Annotated in this window: 17 protein-coding genes; 2 read left to right on the top strand and 15 right to left on the bottom strand. The window is 56.8% G+C overall.

Annotated features, from left to right (window positions below; all coding sequences use genetic code 11):
- Window positions 1–3 precede the first annotated feature (3 nt).
- Together E5554_RS16070 and E5554_RS16065 are read right to left on the bottom strand one after the other, a co-directional pair.
- Window positions 4–2,892 (bottom strand): phage tail protein, encoded by a 2,889-nt coding sequence (locus E5554_RS16070; protein WP_168708723.1) that lies wholly within the window; start codon window positions 2,890–2,892, stop codon window positions 4–6.
- Complete coding sequence (locus tag E5554_RS16065; protein WP_136187431.1) at window positions 2,892–3,638, bottom strand: NlpC/P60 family protein; 747 nt, start codon at window positions 3,636–3,638, stop codon at window positions 2,892–2,894. The genes E5554_RS16070 and E5554_RS16065 overlap by 1 nt, the downstream gene beginning before the upstream one ends.
- Before the next feature lie 24 nt (window positions 3,639–3,662).
- Between E5554_RS16065 and E5554_RS16060 the strand changes: the two genes are divergently transcribed.
- Window positions 3,663–4,145 carry a hypothetical protein gene (locus E5554_RS16060; protein ID WP_136187430.1) on the top strand — a complete coding sequence of 161 codons (483 nt, stop codon included), beginning with the start codon at window positions 3,663–3,665 and terminating at the stop codon, window positions 4,143–4,145.
- Here E5554_RS16060 and E5554_RS16055 read toward each other — a convergent pair whose 3' ends face one another.
- The 11 genes from E5554_RS16055 to E5554_RS16005 form a co-directional block, all read right to left on the bottom strand.
- Complete coding sequence (locus tag E5554_RS16055) at window positions 4,146–4,655, bottom strand: hypothetical protein (protein WP_136187429.1); 510 nt, start codon at window positions 4,653–4,655, stop codon at window positions 4,146–4,148. It lies immediately after the preceding gene.
- Window positions 4,655–4,987 carry a hypothetical protein gene (locus E5554_RS16050; RefSeq protein ID WP_136187428.1) on the bottom strand — a complete coding sequence of 111 codons (333 nt, stop codon included), beginning with the start codon at window positions 4,985–4,987 and terminating at the stop codon, window positions 4,655–4,657. Before E5554_RS16050 ends, E5554_RS16055 begins: the two co-directional genes overlap by 1 nt.
- 2 nt (window positions 4,988–4,989) lie before the next feature.
- On the bottom strand, window positions 4,990–8,229 hold the full coding sequence (locus E5554_RS16045) for a hypothetical protein (RefSeq protein WP_136187427.1): 3,240 nt from the start codon (window positions 8,227–8,229) through the stop codon (window positions 4,990–4,992).
- A gap of 235 nt (window positions 8,230–8,464) precedes the next feature.
- Window positions 8,465–8,824 (bottom strand): hypothetical protein, encoded by a 360-nt coding sequence (locus E5554_RS16040; RefSeq protein ID WP_136187426.1) that lies wholly within the window; start codon window positions 8,822–8,824, stop codon window positions 8,465–8,467.
- 55 nt (window positions 8,825–8,879) lie between these two features.
- Window positions 8,880–9,329, bottom strand: a complete 450-nt coding sequence (locus E5554_RS16035; RefSeq protein WP_136187425.1) for a hypothetical protein — start codon at window positions 9,327–9,329, stop codon at window positions 8,880–8,882.
- 64 nt (window positions 9,330–9,393) lie between these two features.
- Window positions 9,394–9,741, bottom strand: a complete 348-nt coding sequence (locus tag E5554_RS16030; protein ID WP_136187424.1) for a hypothetical protein — start codon at window positions 9,739–9,741, stop codon at window positions 9,394–9,396.
- Window positions 9,738–10,079 carry an HK97-gp10 family putative phage morphogenesis protein gene (locus tag E5554_RS16025; protein ID WP_136187423.1) on the bottom strand — a complete coding sequence of 114 codons (342 nt, stop codon included), beginning with the start codon at window positions 10,077–10,079 and terminating at the stop codon, window positions 9,738–9,740. The genes E5554_RS16030 and E5554_RS16025 overlap by 4 nt, the downstream gene beginning before the upstream one ends.
- Window positions 10,069–10,380, bottom strand: coding sequence for a hypothetical protein (locus tag E5554_RS16020; protein WP_136187422.1), 312 nt, complete (start codon window positions 10,378–10,380; stop codon window positions 10,069–10,071). The genes E5554_RS16025 and E5554_RS16020 overlap by 11 nt, the downstream gene beginning before the upstream one ends.
- The gene (locus tag E5554_RS16015; protein ID WP_168708722.1) at window positions 10,380–10,790 is read right to left on the bottom strand and encodes a hypothetical protein; all 411 of its coding nucleotides are present in this window, start codon (window positions 10,788–10,790) and stop codon (window positions 10,380–10,382) included. The genes E5554_RS16020 and E5554_RS16015 overlap by 1 nt, the downstream gene beginning before the upstream one ends.
- 66 nt (window positions 10,791–10,856) lie before the next feature.
- Window positions 10,857–11,864 carry a hypothetical protein gene (locus tag E5554_RS16010; protein WP_136187420.1) on the bottom strand — a complete coding sequence of 336 codons (1,008 nt, stop codon included), beginning with the start codon at window positions 11,862–11,864 and terminating at the stop codon, window positions 10,857–10,859.
- A 173-nt stretch (window positions 11,865–12,037) separates the two neighbouring features.
- Complete coding sequence (locus E5554_RS16005) at window positions 12,038–12,649, bottom strand: kinesin (protein ID WP_136187419.1); 612 nt, start codon at window positions 12,647–12,649, stop codon at window positions 12,038–12,040.
- Between the two features lie 151 nt (window positions 12,650–12,800).
- Here E5554_RS16005 and E5554_RS16000 point away from each other — a divergent pair, with 151 nt between their 5' ends.
- Complete coding sequence (locus E5554_RS16000; protein WP_136187418.1) at window positions 12,801–13,328, top strand: hypothetical protein; 528 nt, start codon at window positions 12,801–12,803, stop codon at window positions 13,326–13,328.
- On the opposite strand, the gene E5554_RS15995 is transcribed toward E5554_RS16000, so the two are convergent.
- Entirely contained in the window at window positions 13,305–14,690 is a 1,386-nt protein-coding gene (locus tag E5554_RS15995; protein ID WP_136187417.1) for a DUF4055 domain-containing protein, read from the bottom strand. The two genes, E5554_RS16000 and E5554_RS15995, sit on opposite strands and share 24 nt — an antisense overlap.
- Window positions 14,691–14,717: 27 nt before the next feature.
- The gene (locus E5554_RS15990; protein ID WP_136187416.1) at window positions 14,718–16,088 is read right to left on the bottom strand and encodes a phage terminase large subunit; all 1,371 of its coding nucleotides are present in this window, start codon (window positions 16,086–16,088) and stop codon (window positions 14,718–14,720) included.
- Window positions 16,089–16,105 lie beyond the last annotated feature (17 nt).

Raw genomic sequence — 16,105 nt, 5'->3', positions numbered from 1 at the left:
GGCTTAGTCGAACCTCACAAATTCTGGCGGCCAAACATCAACGCCTGAATCGCCATATTCAAAGGTGACGCGCAGGATCATTGCGGGGCTTGCTTTGCCCAGCGTATTTATTGAGCGACAGCTAAAGACATGCTCGCCGGGTTCTGCGTTTCGCATGGTGGCGAAGTTGTTCGGTCCGCGATAAATGTCTTCCCATGCGCTGCTACCGGGACGCCTTACCTGCAGGGAGTAGCCGTCCAGAAGCAGGCGCGTTCCATCCTCCAGCACATTGTCGATGGCATCCCACGACACATCGAAAACATTCTGTGGGCCTAGCTGCTCGTCGGTGTAGGAACGGGCAACAGCTTTCAAACCCGTAGGCGCTGGCGTGATGGGATTGAGGGTCGTCCATGGCGAATAGTCGACCGGGACATTATCATCGAAGAAGGCGAACTTGCCCTCATGATGGAGGGTGCCCTTGACGGTGTATCGGCCCTGACCGGCCTCAACGATATCTTTGATGCGGAAGACGCGGGGCTGAACGGCTGCGCTGGAAAACTCCACGATGCCGATAGGGGTATCAGCTTCAAGGTCGGTCGTATCGACGTTGATAATGTCAGTGGTCGTCGCACTGCCGACCATCGTCACAGCGCGGGTATCAAGGCCGTTACCGACAACCATATGCGCGCGATAGGCAGTTGCCGCTTTGAGCGGGATTGGCTGATCTAGGCGAAGCTGTGTCGGGCTGATGATCTCGGCAACGCGGCCGGTCGGAGCCTTGCCCGAACGCGACCAGTCATCGACTTCAATCAGTTGGCCTGGCGCATATCCGGCGCCCGCAAGCAGAGTGTCGAACTCGACAGTGACATATTCCTTCTGTGCTGCGAATACGAGGATGCGAGCGAAGTCATATGCTTCCTGCCTGTTCGTGCATCCGGTTTTGTAGACCGTGCGCGACACGACGCCATTGTTGGAGAGGCCGAGCGCACGATTGCGGTCGATGCTCTCCTGATCGCGATACACGACCATGGCCTTGCGGTAGTAATCGTTGGGATCGTCAAACTCGACAATCACCTCATTTAGACGATCCTGAACCGGCGCACTGCCATATTTGAACTTGCCGTCTGCGGTCGCGGAATTGTTGACGTAGTGGTCAACAGCGTCCTGCGGGCGATCCTGCATCAAGACGATCTCGCTGCCATTGTTATATGGGAAGGCGCGGAAGGTCTGGGCGAGGTCGATTAGCCCCTGCCAGCCGTCAATCTCGTCCGTGAATTGCTTGTTGAGGGTGAAACGGGTCCGGCCGTTGACCTGCTCGTCGCAGTATTTGGCCGTATTCAGCAGCGCGAACTTATTGAAGAAGCTATCAGGGAAGCCGCAACCCATGCGCGCATTCGTGGCAATTTCTAGCCAATGCCATACCGGATTGCTGGTGAAGGCATATTTCCATGCACCATTCCAGAAGCCGTCATAGGTCTTGGCAACCGGGTCGTAATTGTCGGGAACGCGGACCTTCTGGCCCTGCACGATGACAGCGATTTCAGGGCTGGACCCTAGATCGAACTGCGCGAGGTCGATCATGGTGCTGAACAGCGCGGTCGGCACTTCGCCGCCGCTGCCGTCATAGGCTAGTTCGATATCCTGATACTCGACCCAGCCATTGAATGCGGTGTCGTTCTGTAGCTTGTCGTCGGTGCTGTCTGGTGTGGTCCTATAAACACGGAACATCCATGGATCGGACTCGTCGCCCACAGTCTTTGGCGGTGCCGCAATCGAGTAATCGCGCACGAATGGATCGCTGGATTTCTCATTCACATACCACTGTCCAGCGGTCGTCCATGTCGGTGCGCTCAGGCGCTTAACGTCGAAGCCGCCCTGAACAACGGTCGTGGACTGATTGCCCTTTTTGCTGGTCTGCACCAAACCGTTGAAACGGATGCGCGCCTTGACGCGGTTCACATCGGCATTGGTAACTGTGTTCGTGATGTAGAACTGACTGCCGCCACCGGCCTGCGTCTGGCGCAGTTCAATGTTGCTGTCGAAGTTCGCAGGGATGCCGGGAGTGATCGGCACTGGCGACTGACCTTCGACACCATATCGCTCGGCCCAACTGATGCCGTTATAGTTCAGGGCATTGCTGCCGCGATCACGAAGCGGGACTTCGTTGACGAGGATATTTTTCTCTTTCTCCTCAACCGTGCTGCCGACGATCCCGCCGATTTCACCCGCGCCGAGCGCAGCGGTCAGACGCAAAGTGGCATCGCTGTAGGTGGTGTTGCTGATCGTCTTGCCGCCACCCTTTTTGCCGTTCGCTTCCATAGCCGTTTGCAGGGCGTCCGTTGCGCGATAGACGCCTGTGCCACCGAACTTGGCTTCCCAAGCCGACTGCGGGGAGTTCATGGGGCTGGAATAATCAACGTCAGCCTCAAGGACGTTGAAGCCGCAAAGGACGCGATCACCGGCAATGTAGGCGAGAACTGCACCCTCTGTCTGGGTGTTCAAGCCATTCTCATACAGGGCCGACTTGCGCTTATCGTTCTTCGTCTGAGCAACCGGCATGAGCAGGTTGAGCAGTTGAGTGACTGCGATACCTACTGCCGTGCTGACAAGCGCGGTGATGAGCATGGCCGATGTGATTTCGTGGCCGGTCGCATGGGGTGCGATATGGAGAACGGTGCCAGCGGGCAGGGTCCAGTTGTTTGATACCTGATTGCCGGTTAGGCTGACCGAGTTCTTAAGCGTTTTGCCGATGCGAAACTCTGCTGGCATCACCTCGATCATTCGACGGAGCGGGATAATCTGCTCAAGTGCAGCGACAGCTTCTTTCGCAGTTGATGCGTGGACAGTAATGCCGCGCTTATAGCCCTTTGGTGCCTTGTCCTTGTAGGAACCGTGCAGGATGACCTTTATCATTATGGTTTCAGCCTCCAGAATTGCATTGCGTATTTTTCGATGGCGCGCTCTTCCTGCTGCGGAAGCCATTCTTCCGAATGGCGCTGGCTGAGTTGGTGAAGGTATCTTCCTTCGCCCAAATAGATCGCGCAGTGGTTGGCAATTGGGCTGTTCCAGAACATGATGGCGAGGTCGCCGGGCTGGCGGTCTGCTCGATCGACAGGCTTGAAGCCCAAGCGGGGCGGCCAATAGCGGAAAGGATCTTGCCCTCGTGCATGAGCGTGATGCTGTCCCGGCTCCCTGACACGGGGAATAGGGTCAATGACGCGGCCAGACGCCCTGTAATAGTCCTCGCAAAGGCTCCAGCAGTCTCGGATACCCCAAAGATATGTGCGCCCTAGCAGGGGTTCTACGGGCTTCTCTGGCCCCCAGATTTCAGGGTAGCTTACATCGGTAACGCCGGTCAGGTTCGCATGGACAGCGACGATGCCCCATGTCCAGCCGGTCGCAATCTGACTCTCTGTGTCCCTATCGCTGGGTTCGGCCGATCCGTGGGGATGGCTATGTAGGAAGAGGGCAGGGCGCTTGTTGAGAAGCAGGGCGTTATCGGCATGGGAATAGCTGAACGCCTCGTGTGGTGCCGGATTGATATTCTCAATCTCGCGCCATGATCCATCTGGCCAGATGGCGACGATAGCCTCGCGCGGCCATGCGCGCATGAAGATGGGCTTGATTTCCAGCCACAGAGCGTCGGATAGGATTTTCACATAGTATTTAAGCAGGCGGGGCAGATGGCGATTGAATGGGGCAGCGTAGCCGATTGGGTTTCGGGGTTGGGTGGTCTGCTCTCAATTGCAGCCACTGGATACATTGCACTGCATGAGCGCAATCGTTCCACTCAGATGGAAGATCGAGCGGAAGAGCTAGAGTATGTCCGCAGATGTGCGGTTATCGATGAGGGTGTGAGATTGGCGGAAATCGCAGCAGAACGCGCGACCAGCTACATACAACTTGTTAGCCTCGGTGGCGGTATCCATGCCGACAGTGGATTCGAGTTGAAGCGTGATCTTATACAGGTCAGCAATCAGATTAACCTGCTGCAAGCCTATCCGGGCAACGATCCTCGGCTCTTCGTCAGTCTCGGCGGCCTGTCTTTGGCATGTAGGTTGGATGACCAGCAGCACGATTCAAATAACAGCTATCTGCAATCACGCTGCCGAACCCTTGTCACGTTGGTGGACAACGCGAAATCTGGGCTGAAAAGTCTAAAGTAATTATCGCAGCAGGTTTGAACCAAGGCCGGGGTAGTGCTCTCGGGTCATCTTGAAGCCGGGGAACTTGGCTCGTTTGAAGTCAGCGTGGGTAGCGAGGGTCAGGGTTAGCACTTGCCCATCCGACGATACGCTGTCCAACAGGTAGCGTTCTGTTTGGAACGCGGCTTGCGGGTTATCGGCAATCACATCGTCGGCTAGGGCTAGGTAGCGGGTCACGGGCGCGCCGGGTGCATCGTCATACTTGGCCAGCGTCACAGCCAGAGCCGAACCAAAGTCGGGCATCTCGATTGTCGGCTGCACGAGATTTTCCCCGCCGCGCTGCCATCCAGACGTTACAAAGGCGTATGGTGTCCAATCCTGACCGCTGAAACGGATTATCCCATCTTCTGGTAGGTCAGCTTCGAAAGTGCTGGTGTTGACGAACCTGTAAACGGCATCGCCAAACACGGTCAGGTCCAGCGAGTAGAACTCAATCAGCCTGTCGAAAGTGGATTTGTTGAGATTCGGCATCAGACCACCTCAACAGCCAGTGTCACGGTGACATTCAGGTTTCCGTATGTTTCGCTGTATCCGAACGCAGAAGTCGGACGCACCCTGATCGCACCGCGCACATTGCAGGTGTAATCGTAAACGCGATTGAAGTGACCGGCTTTCAATTCGGTCATCAATGCCAGTGCATCAGGCTTCGGCAGAGTCCATGTCAGAGTTGCTGTTTCAGTCCATGGACGCCAGCCCACAGTGCCGCTCATGTTATAAGCGCCAGCCTGCATCGTCTGCTTAATGGGTGTAATGGTCCAATCGACAGGGACGATGAGTTGTCCCTGATAGGGGAGAGCGGGCATGTTTACCTCTGCTTCTGGAGTTCATCGCGCACCATTGCGCGCATGGATCGCTGATGGGCGTCTAGCTGGGCCTTCATCTGGTTCAGGCTGCTTTCGCTTGCATTGCCCTGAATCACGATGGACGTTCCGCCGATGGTGACATTGCCACCGCCGCCGCCGACAGCGCGCTTCGCGGTGTTGTGGTTCATGATCGTGCCAGCGGCACCAAATCGCATCAGTTCAGGGCCGTTTTCACCGACCCAGCGAACATCACCGGCACGGACAGAACCACCAGAAGCACGACCGCCGCTGACACCGGACGATCCACCGAGCGCGCCGGTGATGACACTGGTGAGCAATCCACCGATACCACCCTTACCGCCTAGCTTGTCACCAAGGATCACCGCCTTCGCGATAGCTTCGAGCAGGCCGCGCAAAACGCCGCTGATGAATGTCTTGAACGCCTGCTTGGGACCATCCCACATTGCGGTCAGGAAGTTGGCCAGTGCAGAAGCACCTTCGGCCTGACGATCCATCGCAACGCCCTGTTCAAGCTGCTTCGCGAGATTCTGTTCGTTGAGGATCAGTTCGGCGCGCTTCTGCTCGTTGATGCCCTCAAGCGCCCTGATCTTCTCGATATTGGCGTCACGCTCTATCTGGATTTGTAGAATGCGGCGCTGATCGTCGGCCTTGTCAGGATTGGTGCGCGCCAGATTGTCCAGTTCGATTTGCTGGCCGCGCTGGGCCTGATCCGTCTCAATATCCTTGACGGCCTTGGCGCTTTCCTTCGCCTTTTGCAGACGGTAATATGCCTGCGCCTGTGCATCGACCTTGGCGGTCATCGCATCGTTGACGGCGAGATCGGTGTTCAGACCGGCACGACGACGCGCCTCGACCATCGCAAGCTGTTCCTGCGAATAGGCGAGTTCGCGGACCTTTTCGTTGAAGTCCTTGAGAATGTCGCTGACCTTCTTGGCCTGCTCACCTTCGCGCAGTTTCTTGAACAGGTCTTTGATAGCGTTCGCCTTGGCATTGATCTGCTCAACGTCACGCCCCAACCCTGCGCGCTCCAGCTCGTCGGCCAATGCCTTCTGCTCTTCGCTCAGGGTCAGGTCTTTGATGCGCTTGTTCAGGTCGGCAACAGCATCGGCATACTTCTTCGCTTCCTGTGCTTTGGCGCTATCGCTCTTGCCCTTGCCACCGCCGCCACTGTCGGCAGCGGGCTTCACGGCCGTTCCGCTATCGAGGCCACCGGATGCAGAGCCAGCCGCTTTGCCGATTGCGCGAGCGCGCTTAATCAGGCCTTTGACGCCGTTCTCTGCCTCATGGCCAAAGCCGCCGTTGAACGCCTTGCCCATGTCATTGCCCAGCTTCGCCCACGCGCTGTTTTCAGCGGCACCGGCCTTGGGAGCCTGAACACGACCAATCTGGATTTGGGCCACTTCGCTGATACCGGCACCCAGCTTATTGGCTGCGCCGATCACGGTGTTGATTGCGCCGATGGTCTTGTTGACCCACTTTTCGATAAAACTGGAAATCGCGTTGAACACGGACGCTACATCGCCCGCCACGCTCTTACCGAAGCCTACGACCGCTTTGTAAACCGATGCGATGGCCTGACCGATGCCGACGAAGAGATTCTTCGCGCCGGTTAGGATTGTCTGGAAGCCCGGTGACAGGCTCGACCAGATAGCGCCGGGAAGCTGATCGAACAGAACGCCGATGGCAGCGACGCCGCCGCGGAATGTGCCGATGAGCAGGTCAACGATACGAGCAGCGCCAGTAACGATGCCCTCTGGATTGAACTCCAGGTCGCCGAACAAGTCGTTGAACCAGCCTTTGATGCCGCCCCAAATCTGCTTGATGCCAGCGATTGGAGTTGCGAACGCCTCCGAAAGATACTTGCCGATGTTGGAGAAGACACCCTTGGTGCCGGTCCACATATCGGACAGGGCAGAAATGGTGGCCGTCTTCGCGTTGGTCGCGGACTTGCCAATTTCTTCCCATGCAGCTTTTGCCAGACTGCCCCATGTTGCGGTTTCGGCAGAGACCTTCTTGTTGATGCCCAGATAGCTGGCGAGGCTACCGATTACGCCATTGATGAAGCTGGATAGGCCGCCCAACACATAGGACACGGCATTGCCGAACATATCGACGGCAGCAGCCAAACCGTTGAACACGGCAGCGAGTGCATCAAGCGCAGGCTGGACGCCTTGACCACCTGTGGCAATGGATGACCAGATACCAGCAAGGCCGTTAATCAGCTTGCCGACTGCGCCCACGATAGAGCCGACCACGTTGCCGATGCTGCCCAGCACAGGTGTAATCGCACTGATGCCAGCCGCGATTGTGCTGAGAATTTCCTTGAATGCCGTGCCAAGCTGGCCTCCGCCGATTGCAGCGAGGGCTTGGAACATCGCATCTTCGACGTTCGCCATCTTGCCGCTGATGGTGTCCATCTGGCGGGCCATCGCGCCGCCGAACTTGGTATTGCCCAAGTCCTCTAGGTATTTCTGGATTTCCTGAGCATTGTTGCGGACGGTTGTGGTCACGCCAGCGAAGGTGAACTTGACCTTATCGCCTTCCTTGCTCGACTTGATGCCGAACTCTTTTAGGCGTTCAAACTCGCCGGTAGCAGCGTCAGCAACCGCTTCGATCATTTGCGATAGCGGCTTGCCCATAGCGGCAGAGGTGTTGCCGAACGAGACTAGCGCCTTTTCGGTCGCCTGTAGGCCAAGGGTTCGCAGTTTGATGAATCCCTCAACCGACTGGCTGAGGTCGAAAGGCGTCTTCTCCGCGAACTTAACTAGGGCCGCATAGCTGTCCTCTGCCTTCTTCGCGTCACCGGTGATGGTGAGCAAGTTGGCCTTCCAGACTTCCACTTTGGACGCGGCATCGAGCGCGGCCTTGCCAACCATACCGACGCCAGCCGCGACACCGATAGTGGCGGCAGCGGCTAGATTGAGGGCAGGGACAAACGATGTGATGCTCGACATCGCGCCGCCAAGGCCGCCCATCTGGGATGCGATGCCGCCAACTGTGGTAGTGACGCTGGAGCGAACGCGACCAAGCGCGTTTTCGATTCCGCTGGCAAAACCTGTGTTGATGCGGGCATTGCCAATGCCGCTCAGGCTGCGTTGGATGCTGTTGGACTCGCGCTCTGCAACGCGCCCTGTGCTGGTTAGAAGACCGCGAAGCGTATCCAGTCCGCTAAAGGCGCGACTACCGCTAAAACCAACTTCAATCGTTACTGCGTCACTCATGCGATAGGCGCCTCCATTTGCTCGCTTATTTATTTGGAGGTCACGCTATCTCTTGCTCGACGGATGCGGCGCATGGCTTCTGAACCAGATACCGAATCGGATGACTGCTGATCGTCTTCGATGCCTGATTGCCAAGAGACTACCGCCAGAAGATACTCAGGCCATGTTGTGTCCCAAATATCCTGTGGCGGTATCTTGTGCGCGAAGAGGTTAGTCCAAGCTACCTCGTGCAGCTTTAGTCGACTGTCTTTTTTTGGGTATCTTCCTGCGATGGCTTGAGCAGCTTCATCTTTTCCACACCGAGCATGTCGCTGATGCAGTTTGCGAAGGCTTCCTGCCATTCAGGCTTGTCGAATTCGGAGATGCGACCAAAGAATGCAGCGTAGATTTCATCACGAGTATAGGCGCTGCCATACTGCAAATGAAAGAACATGGTCGCTAGATCGGACGGCTTGTTCGCGGTCTGTAGAAACTCGATTGCATCCTTGCCGGTTTCCTCTGAAAGAGCTTCCAGATTTCCAAGGCTGGACTGCAACTTGATTGACTGGTCGTCCCAAACGAAAACGCCAGTGCCGAGACGGTTCTTTAGTGCCATTTTATGTTTTCCTTATCAGGCAGTGTGACCGGGGCAGGCCCGGTCACATCGTTTCTTAGTCGTCGGTGAGAGCCACGCCAGCTTCGTCATACTCGGTGACTGCACCGGAGTTGCTGAGCGTGTAGCTGCCTTCGCGAACGCCAACCGCGCCAGCAGTGGTTTCAACACCGGTCATCAGGAACGAGCCGCTGAACAGCTTCTTGGTGCCGTCTTCCACGATCACATAGGACCACGACTTATTGCGCGCCTTCTGGAGATACTGGAAAGCTGCGTCGGAGAGCGCGGCGTTGGTGGTAAAGGTAAGTTCCCAAGACTCAGTGCCGGGCATCGAGATTTTGCCAGCCGACTTGGTATCGATTTCCTGCGCATCGACGCTGTAAGAGAGGGTGAACTCGTTTTCGTTTTCGATTAGCTCGAAATTGGTCAGCGTCGCTGGATCAGCAGTCTGAGTCTTGCCGATGTAAACACGGCACTTCGAACCCAGCTTAATGTTTTCAGTAGCCATGTTTGGCTTACCTCCATTGTTGTGTTAACACTAGAGGTATTTATTGGTCGCCGGGTATTATCGTTCAGAGTCTGCTAGGATAAGCCTTGCATGGAATCATCCAGCGGTTCCGCTTATTCTCCGGTTCAGGGCGAGGCAGCAAAGACGATGCAGTTAGCGCGTTGCTTTCCTGAACAGCTTCAAGGATGCGTTGTGCAACATCGAACTGCTCAATGCTCAGGTCTGTAGTGACGTAGCAGAGGTTGAACGTGATGTGCGTTCGGATCGTATCATCGAACACAATGCCATCGATATAGATCGCGGGCAGCTTCGCAGGGATGCCGAAATTGACCAGACCGAGATTCAGGCTGGAGAGCGTAGCGTCGGCGGCGATCAACTCGCGAATGTGGTTTGCCAGCTTTGCCGCGCTCATCGTGTCACCTTCGCAATCTCGTTCTTGATCCTTTCGCGCAGCTTGCCCTTGGTATGCTCGAAAGCAGGGCCGATGGTCGGCTGAGCAGGCATTTTCGATGTGCCCTCCTCGACGTATCGGGCATGTGGTGCATCGGCGAACACGGTGACACTTGATCGGGTTACGCGCCCATCAATGCTTTCCATGAACTCGCCTGTGCGGAAGGGCGCGACGCCTTTTGCGTATGGCTTGAAGTCATCTTCCAGCCATGTCTCTGCGGCCTTCTGTGGCGCTTGTTCAACGCCATCGCGGATGCGGGTGACTTTGCGCACCAGTGCGCCCCAGCCCTTAACGCTCATGCAGCACCACCTTCTGGATGATGTGCTCAGACAGGATGCCCGATTGAGTCACTTCAACGATGTCATAGGTGACGCCCTTGAGCAGCAATTCAGCGCCCTCGACGGGGAAGGTGGTCGCGCTCATGATGGCTTCGCACCTGACCGGCTGCTGTGGCAGTGCCGTGCGGTTCTTGATCTTCACCCTGACGGACGCGGACAGGACGGCTTCGCCTAGAATGTCGCTCTTCTTCGTCACGAGGCCAATGCTCGCTACCTTGGCAAGCAAGCGGTCTGCGGTGGCTTTGCTCTTCGCGATATCCATCAGCGCACCACCTTAATGATGTTCAGGCCGCGCCCGTTGGACTGGCCGAGCGTGACGCGGCTGAGCAGCGCCGTGATGTCTGGGAATGGGTCGCTGTCCGCGATGCCGTCGAAGTAGGTCGTCTCTTCGGCCAATACGCCATCCAGACTTTCCTTCTTCGTCTTAATCGCGGCGGCTTCTCGCTTTGCCGCAAGCGTGTCGATCATCGGAGCCAGCCGAATGACTGACTCGCGAACGAGCAAATCAGCATCGTCGCCGGTTGCTGTTCGATAGGTGGCGCGAATGTAGTCTGAGGCGCGATAGAGCGCGGCCAGTTTCTCGGCGTCCGTGCCGAAATACTGCCAATCCTCATTGCCCCTGAGCGTGTGGTAGGCGTCTGCCTCGGCTACGGTAATGTCCATCATAGCCATATTTATTCTGACACAGCGAAGCCCCGACGTTTCCGCCGGGGCTTCTGTATGCCGTCTCAGGCGAACTTAGGCGTTCGTCTTGAGGATCGCGATTGGGACGTTCTTGCGCTCGAAAACGCGGGTGAACGCACCAGCAGCCGAATACTGAGCCAGCGAAGGCGACTTCGCAGGAGCAGTGATTGCAGCGGAGCAGGTAAAGCCCTGTGGGTGAATGAGAAGCTGCTTACGGGTGAACAGCTTTTCCTCACCGGCATTGTTACCGCTGTGGTCGTCGTAACCGATGGTGGTGCCGCGACCGAAAGCTGCTTCGCCGTATGCGAAAGCGCCCTGACCCAAGAAGTAGGTCGTGTAGGTCTTGCGGTTGGTGCCCTGAACCATGAGGCCAGTGTCATCAACGATAATGGTCTTGCCGTAGTAGGTTCCGAAAGGAGCAACCTGCGAGGCTGGACCGAAAGCACCTGGCTCCTGCTTCTGCAGGTTGGTCTTGATCTGCGAATGCATGACCACGACGCCCAGCTTGTCCGAGCTATCGCCCATGGTCTGGAGAGTGTCGAGGATCAGGCCGTAGCCGATCGACTGAGCAGCGGTGGGAGTGCCGGTTGCGTCGGTTGCAGCGTTGACGATCATGTCGCCGCCGTTGTTCGCAGCGTTAGCAGCTTCCAGACCCTTGAGCTTTGCCAGCACGTTCTGCTGAATGTCCTGCGTCCAGTAGGTAGCGGCAACCGAAGCGATGTAGGCAGGAACGTCTTCACCGATAACGGTCGAAGTCAGTTCCATTGCCGACCATGCCTTGGCGCGGTAGTCCTTCTGAGCAACCTGAGCAGCGGCGCTAACAGCGGCGGTGCCGCCCTTAACGGAACTGTCGTCGTTCATTAGGTCGGACTCGACCCATGCGAACGGATTGAAGTGGGGCAGGGTAACAACGGTGCTTTCGCTTGCGGCGAGAGCGTCGAAGTTGACCGAGTTAATGAGAACTGCTGAGTTCAGCAGAGCAGACTTAACGGTGGTCTGCTGACGAGTGTAGCGGTCGAAGACTTCTGGAACGACCACGTTCGATAGATTTGTGGATGCCATATTTGGCTTGCCCTCCAACTTATTGATGTTGTCTTCCGGGCAACATCAAGCAGTTGCCGGGACACGTTTTCGTGTGTCCGGCTATTTAGTAAGGAGGGTTGTGGAGTCGTTTTGACGCAGGAATACTGAGCGCGAAGAGTGATCGCGCTCAGTATTGAAGGTAGGTGCTTGGTTTAGCCGTTCAGGAAGCCGTTGCCGGTTGCATCCGCCCATGCTGCGGCAGCTTCTGGATTGGTCTGTAGCATCTGCTGATACTCACCGAGAGCAAAGGGTTTGTTGGCATAGTCTACCGACTTTGCGCCATTATTGCCGTTGGCATCAGCACCGGCGTTGTCGGCAGCACGGACGAAATGCGCGCCGTCTTTGGCGAAGTATGCCTTCGCAAAATCTGCGATGCTCTTGCCGTCGATCGTGGCTGCGCCATCCTCATATTGCGCCTTGCGGTGCAGGATCGCTTCGACGGCTTCGACCATTTCGGGACGGACGTTGCCGGATGCGATGGCTGCGCTGATCGCGCCATCAACGCGGGTGGTGCGAAGATCGGCCGCGAGGGTGTCGCGCTCGCCGGTCATCTCATTGAGAGCCTTTTCCAGCTTATTGTATTCGCGCTGTAGCTTTGCCAGTTCGTCGCCGGCGGCAGCATTGTCTTCCGCCTCATCCAGTAGCTTTTGAGCGGCATCCGCTTTGCGCTTCCATTCGTCGCGCTCGCGCTTGAGGTCGGCGTTCTTGTTCTTGAGGCCCGAAACGTCCTCGGACGAGGGTTCGGTGGTAGTTTCTGTGGTCATGTGCATCCTCTCAGGCCCGGCCTGTCTAGGGGTGCGGCCCTGCCGCGCGTCGCACCGGCCCAACCGATGCCAGTTATTTAGCGAGGGGGCGGAATTGACCTTCCTGACCGTGGCTATCTAAGCAGGAAGCTGAAGCAATACGGGAGGAAAGATGCAATATCAGGTCTATGGTCCGTTCTGGTCGCCCCGAGTGGAAGAAGAAGCCAAGGGCGAAGCACTGCGCGCATTCTGGGATGAAATTGAGGAAATGCACCCCGGATTGGCGCGCGCGGTCGGCATCTATGTGTTTTCGACCTGCCATGGTGAGAATTATACCCCATGGTATGTCGGCAAAACCAATGCACAAGCGGGCTTTCGCGGCGAGATTTTTCAGGACCACAAGCTGAATCATTATGTCAGCGCCAGCCAACGAAAGAAGGGCTATCCCGCTATTCATCTGATCGCAAAAATCGAACCAGTGCGCGGCAATTTCTGCCGGGCGTCGGCCCGATCCGGTCGGGAAATTGACGAACTCGAAACGGTCATGATCGGCATGGCGTTGCGGGCCAATCCTAATGTCCAGAATTCCAAAAAGACTTGGTTCAACAAGAACTGCTCGGTGCCGGGCATCATAGGCCCGTCCATCATCGGTCGGCCGTCAGAAGCTGTGTCGACCTTACGGAATACCTTTGACCTGTAGATCGGCATCAGGGGCGGTCGGCTGCGCCGCTGGCTTTGGCTCAGATGCCTCTAGGCGCTTTTGCTCTTCGTCCAGCGTCAGCGTCTCATTGTGGACGCCACGATCGCGCAGGGCATAGAAGAAGCTCTCGAAGGACATGCCGCCGCCCTGATAGACCGTGAACAGCGCGGAAATCTCGCTCGCGTCCATCTTGGCGGGCAGATAGTCGGTGTTAAGTTGATAGAGAACCGTGCTGCCGTCGGTCCAATCCGCGACAAGCTGCAATGCTTGCGTGATCTTGGCCGAAATGTGGTTGGCCATTGAGGCCAGGACGGAGTTTTCCGCGCCCTGACGCAGAGCTTCTGTCTCAGCAGCCTCGGCAACAGCCTTCTGACGGGCGAGGATGCGCGAAGCGACTACGGCTAGCTTGTCTTCCGTGCGTTCAAGCTGCCTTTCCAGCGACGGGATGCCGTCACCGGACGGTGCGACCCACTTTAGGTCTGCATCTGTGCTTTCTGCGGAAATGATGGCGCCGGGGCTGACCGTCAGCTTGTCCTCTGCGCCCTTTTCCAAGCCCTTGGCAAACAGCATGGGGGTGGAAATGAACATATGGCAGGAGGTGAGAAGCCCCTGAACGCGGTAATGGTCGAGATTAAGCTGAACCACATGATCCATAATGCTGGGCTGGGGTGCGATCATATCGTCTTCGCTGATGAGGACGAACGGGATTTCGCGAAGCGGCTGGCCATTGCGACGAGGCACGATAGCGGGCTGGGGAACCCATGTGTTGGCGACCTTCTTGTGGATGACCACCGTGTAGATGCCGTTCACGAGTTCCAAGACGCGCACTGTCTCTTCGTCGTCCAAAATGCGGACGTAGGTTAGCCCCCGACGACGCCCTACGACGCCCCTGCGGACCTCCAGAATACTATGCGCGGGATATTGCAGCACATAGGGGCGAATGCCCTCTGCGATTGCCTCACCGGCGCTGGTCGCGCTGCCTGATGGATGATCGACCAGCAAACCGTAATAGGCGGTGGTCAGATATTCCTTGCAGATGGCCTTAGCCAGTTCGTTGACCGTCTTGCCGTCGCGGGTGATGATGTCCTTTAGTTGGTTCTCGATGATGCCGCTGTTTTCCAGCACGGGCGCACGGCGGAACATCAGGCCAAGCAGGCCAGTCAGGGTGCGGTTAGCGGCAGGGTAGAAGGAAACATGATCCTTGAAGGCTTTGTAGTCCTTCGCTTCCTGCTCGCTATAAGCCTTTGGGAGATACTTCGGGCCGCGCTTCTTGACGGCATAGTGCCCAGCGATAACATCGGCATTGATGTTCCAACGCTCATGCTCGCAAGCAATGCTTGAATGTGGTTTACTGACGTCCATTAGCGGCCTCGCTATTAATAGCGATATTTATGCCCGCCACACTCCACCGGCGCGCTTGACCGTCAGGCTTCCACCACCACCACCACTCAGCTTCATGAGTTCGGTCAATCCCCAGACAAGTGCGTCCATCCTATCGGGAGACTTCTTCGTTTCAGGTTTGTAGTCGCACATCTGCGCTTCTAGCTCTTTGAACGAGTCAGTGTGAAAGACCTGCTGTTTCAGATAGAGCATCTGGACCGGTTCAGCGCGGATGATCTTGCCGCGAGTAGCCGTCACCATCTTGACCGGAATATTGCGGCGGGCAGTGCGGATGGTGTGTTCCACCATTTCGCCGCCATAGTTCTTTTCCGCCACAACCATGTCGGCGTCCCACTTGTCATACATCAGGGCAACATGCTTGGCCCATGTCTCTGGGGTGCCCTGAACGCTGCTATCCTCAAGGACATAGGCATTGTTGTCCCAGCCCAGCCCCACGACCACAATGCCGGTCCAGTCAGAGCCATTGCCAGAAGTGCCAGCAGGATCGACCGCGACAATGATGCGGACGAGGAAGTCTTTGGCGACCTCCTTGTATTTGAACATGCTCTTGCGGAAGAGCGCGTTCGGGTTGTCGTCGCGCCACTGCCCAAGCAGGAAGCGGCTCTCCATGTTGGGTGAGCCGTCATAGCGTTCGGCAAGGGAGTCCAGATAACCGGCTGCGATGTTGCCGCTGTTCTCATGCGCGGGCATGAACACACGACGCCACTTGCCAAGGCTCTCATCCTTGAACAGCTTGCCGGAAGTCGGGTGCTTCTTCTCGACAAAGCACTGGTGTTCCCAATCGCTTTTTAGGTCTGGGTTGCAGTCGAAGAGCATGAGCGGGCGGCACATGACCGGGTTGCCCTCTGGATCGAGGACGACCTTGCCGTCACCACCGACCATGGGCGCGGTATCGGCCATACGGCTCGCAAGCTGCTGGATGATCTCATAGTCATCGATCTCGTTGCATTCGTTGACCCAAGCGGTGGCATATTGCGCACCCAGCACCTTATCGATGCGGGTAGGGTCCAGACCTTCGAAGACGAGCTTTGACCCGTTGTGAAACTCTACGTTGCCATCGGCTTTGACCGTGACGTTCTGGCTATCCAGATACCCCGGATAGATCATGCCCATGATCTCGCGGAACGTGCCCTGAAATAGCTGGGAGTGGCAGGAGCGCAGCGTTCGACGGAAGATGGCGTGCTTGGTGCCGGGGAAGGCTAGGGCGCGATTAACAGTAAGCGTGGTCAGGATCGCAGACTTGCCCGAACGGGAAGGACCGTAAGCCAGCAAGTTCTCTACCTGCCGGTCGTGCCAGGCCAGATTGAGTAGCTTCTGTTGTTTGGGATTAGGAGTGAATGTCTTCTTGTAGTCCGTCATTAGCTATTTAAGCTGTT

It is taken from the genome of Sphingobium sp. PAMC28499 (assembly GCF_004795815.1).
In the GTDB taxonomy this organism is placed as follows: Bacteria; Pseudomonadota; Alphaproteobacteria; order Sphingomonadales; family Sphingomonadaceae; genus Sphingobium; species Sphingobium yanoikuyae.
Note: the sequence above shows the minus strand (reverse complement) of the source record. Positions and strands in the feature narration are given on the sequence as shown.

Bases quoted from the DNA above. Each gene is read 5' to 3' on its own strand.
- E5554_RS15995 (WP_136187417.1), bottom strand. From the start codon at position 14,690: ATGGACGTCAGTAAACCACATTCAAGCATTGCTTGCGAGCATGAGCGT.
- E5554_RS16015 (WP_168708722.1), bottom strand. From the start codon at position 10,790: ATGGCTATGATGGACATTACCGTAGCCGAGGCAGACGCCTACCACACG.
- E5554_RS16005 (WP_136187419.1), bottom strand. From the start codon at position 12,649: ATGACCACAGAAACTACCACCGAACCCTCGTCCGAGGACGTTTCGGGC.
- E5554_RS15990 (WP_136187416.1), bottom strand. From the start codon at position 16,088: ATGACGGACTACAAGAAGACATTCACTCCTAATCCCAAACAACAGAAG.
- E5554_RS16070 (WP_168708723.1), bottom strand. From the start codon at position 2,892: ATGATAAAGGTCATCCTGCACGGTTCCTACAAGGACAAGGCACCAAAG.
- E5554_RS16030 (WP_136187424.1), bottom strand. From the start codon at position 9,741: ATGAGCGCGGCAAAGCTGGCAAACCACATTCGCGAGTTGATCGCCGCC.
- E5554_RS16000 (WP_136187418.1), top strand. From the start codon at position 12,801: ATGCAATATCAGGTCTATGGTCCGTTCTGGTCGCCCCGAGTGGAAGAA.
- E5554_RS16060 (WP_136187430.1), top strand. From the start codon at position 3,663: ATGGCGATTGAATGGGGCAGCGTAGCCGATTGGGTTTCGGGGTTGGGT.
- E5554_RS16045 (WP_136187427.1), bottom strand. From the start codon at position 8,229: ATGAGTGACGCAGTAACGATTGAAGTTGGTTTTAGCGGTAGTCGCGCC.
- E5554_RS16025 (WP_136187423.1), bottom strand. From the start codon at position 10,079: ATGAGCGTTAAGGGCTGGGGCGCACTGGTGCGCAAAGTCACCCGCATC.
- E5554_RS16050 (WP_136187428.1), bottom strand. From the start codon at position 4,987: ATGCCCGCTCTCCCCTATCAGGGACAACTCATCGTCCCTGTCGATTGG.
- E5554_RS16010 (WP_136187420.1), bottom strand. From the start codon at position 11,864: ATGGCATCCACAAATCTATCGAACGTGGTCGTTCCAGAAGTCTTCGAC.
- E5554_RS16040 (WP_136187426.1), bottom strand. From the start codon at position 8,824: ATGGCACTAAAGAACCGTCTCGGCACTGGCGTTTTCGTTTGGGACGAC.
- E5554_RS16055 (WP_136187429.1), bottom strand. From the start codon at position 4,655: ATGCCGAATCTCAACAAATCCACTTTCGACAGGCTGATTGAGTTCTAC.
- E5554_RS16035 (WP_136187425.1), bottom strand. From the start codon at position 9,329: ATGGCTACTGAAAACATTAAGCTGGGTTCGAAGTGCCGTGTTTACATC.
- E5554_RS16020 (WP_136187422.1), bottom strand. From the start codon at position 10,380: ATGGATATCGCGAAGAGCAAAGCCACCGCAGACCGCTTGCTTGCCAAG.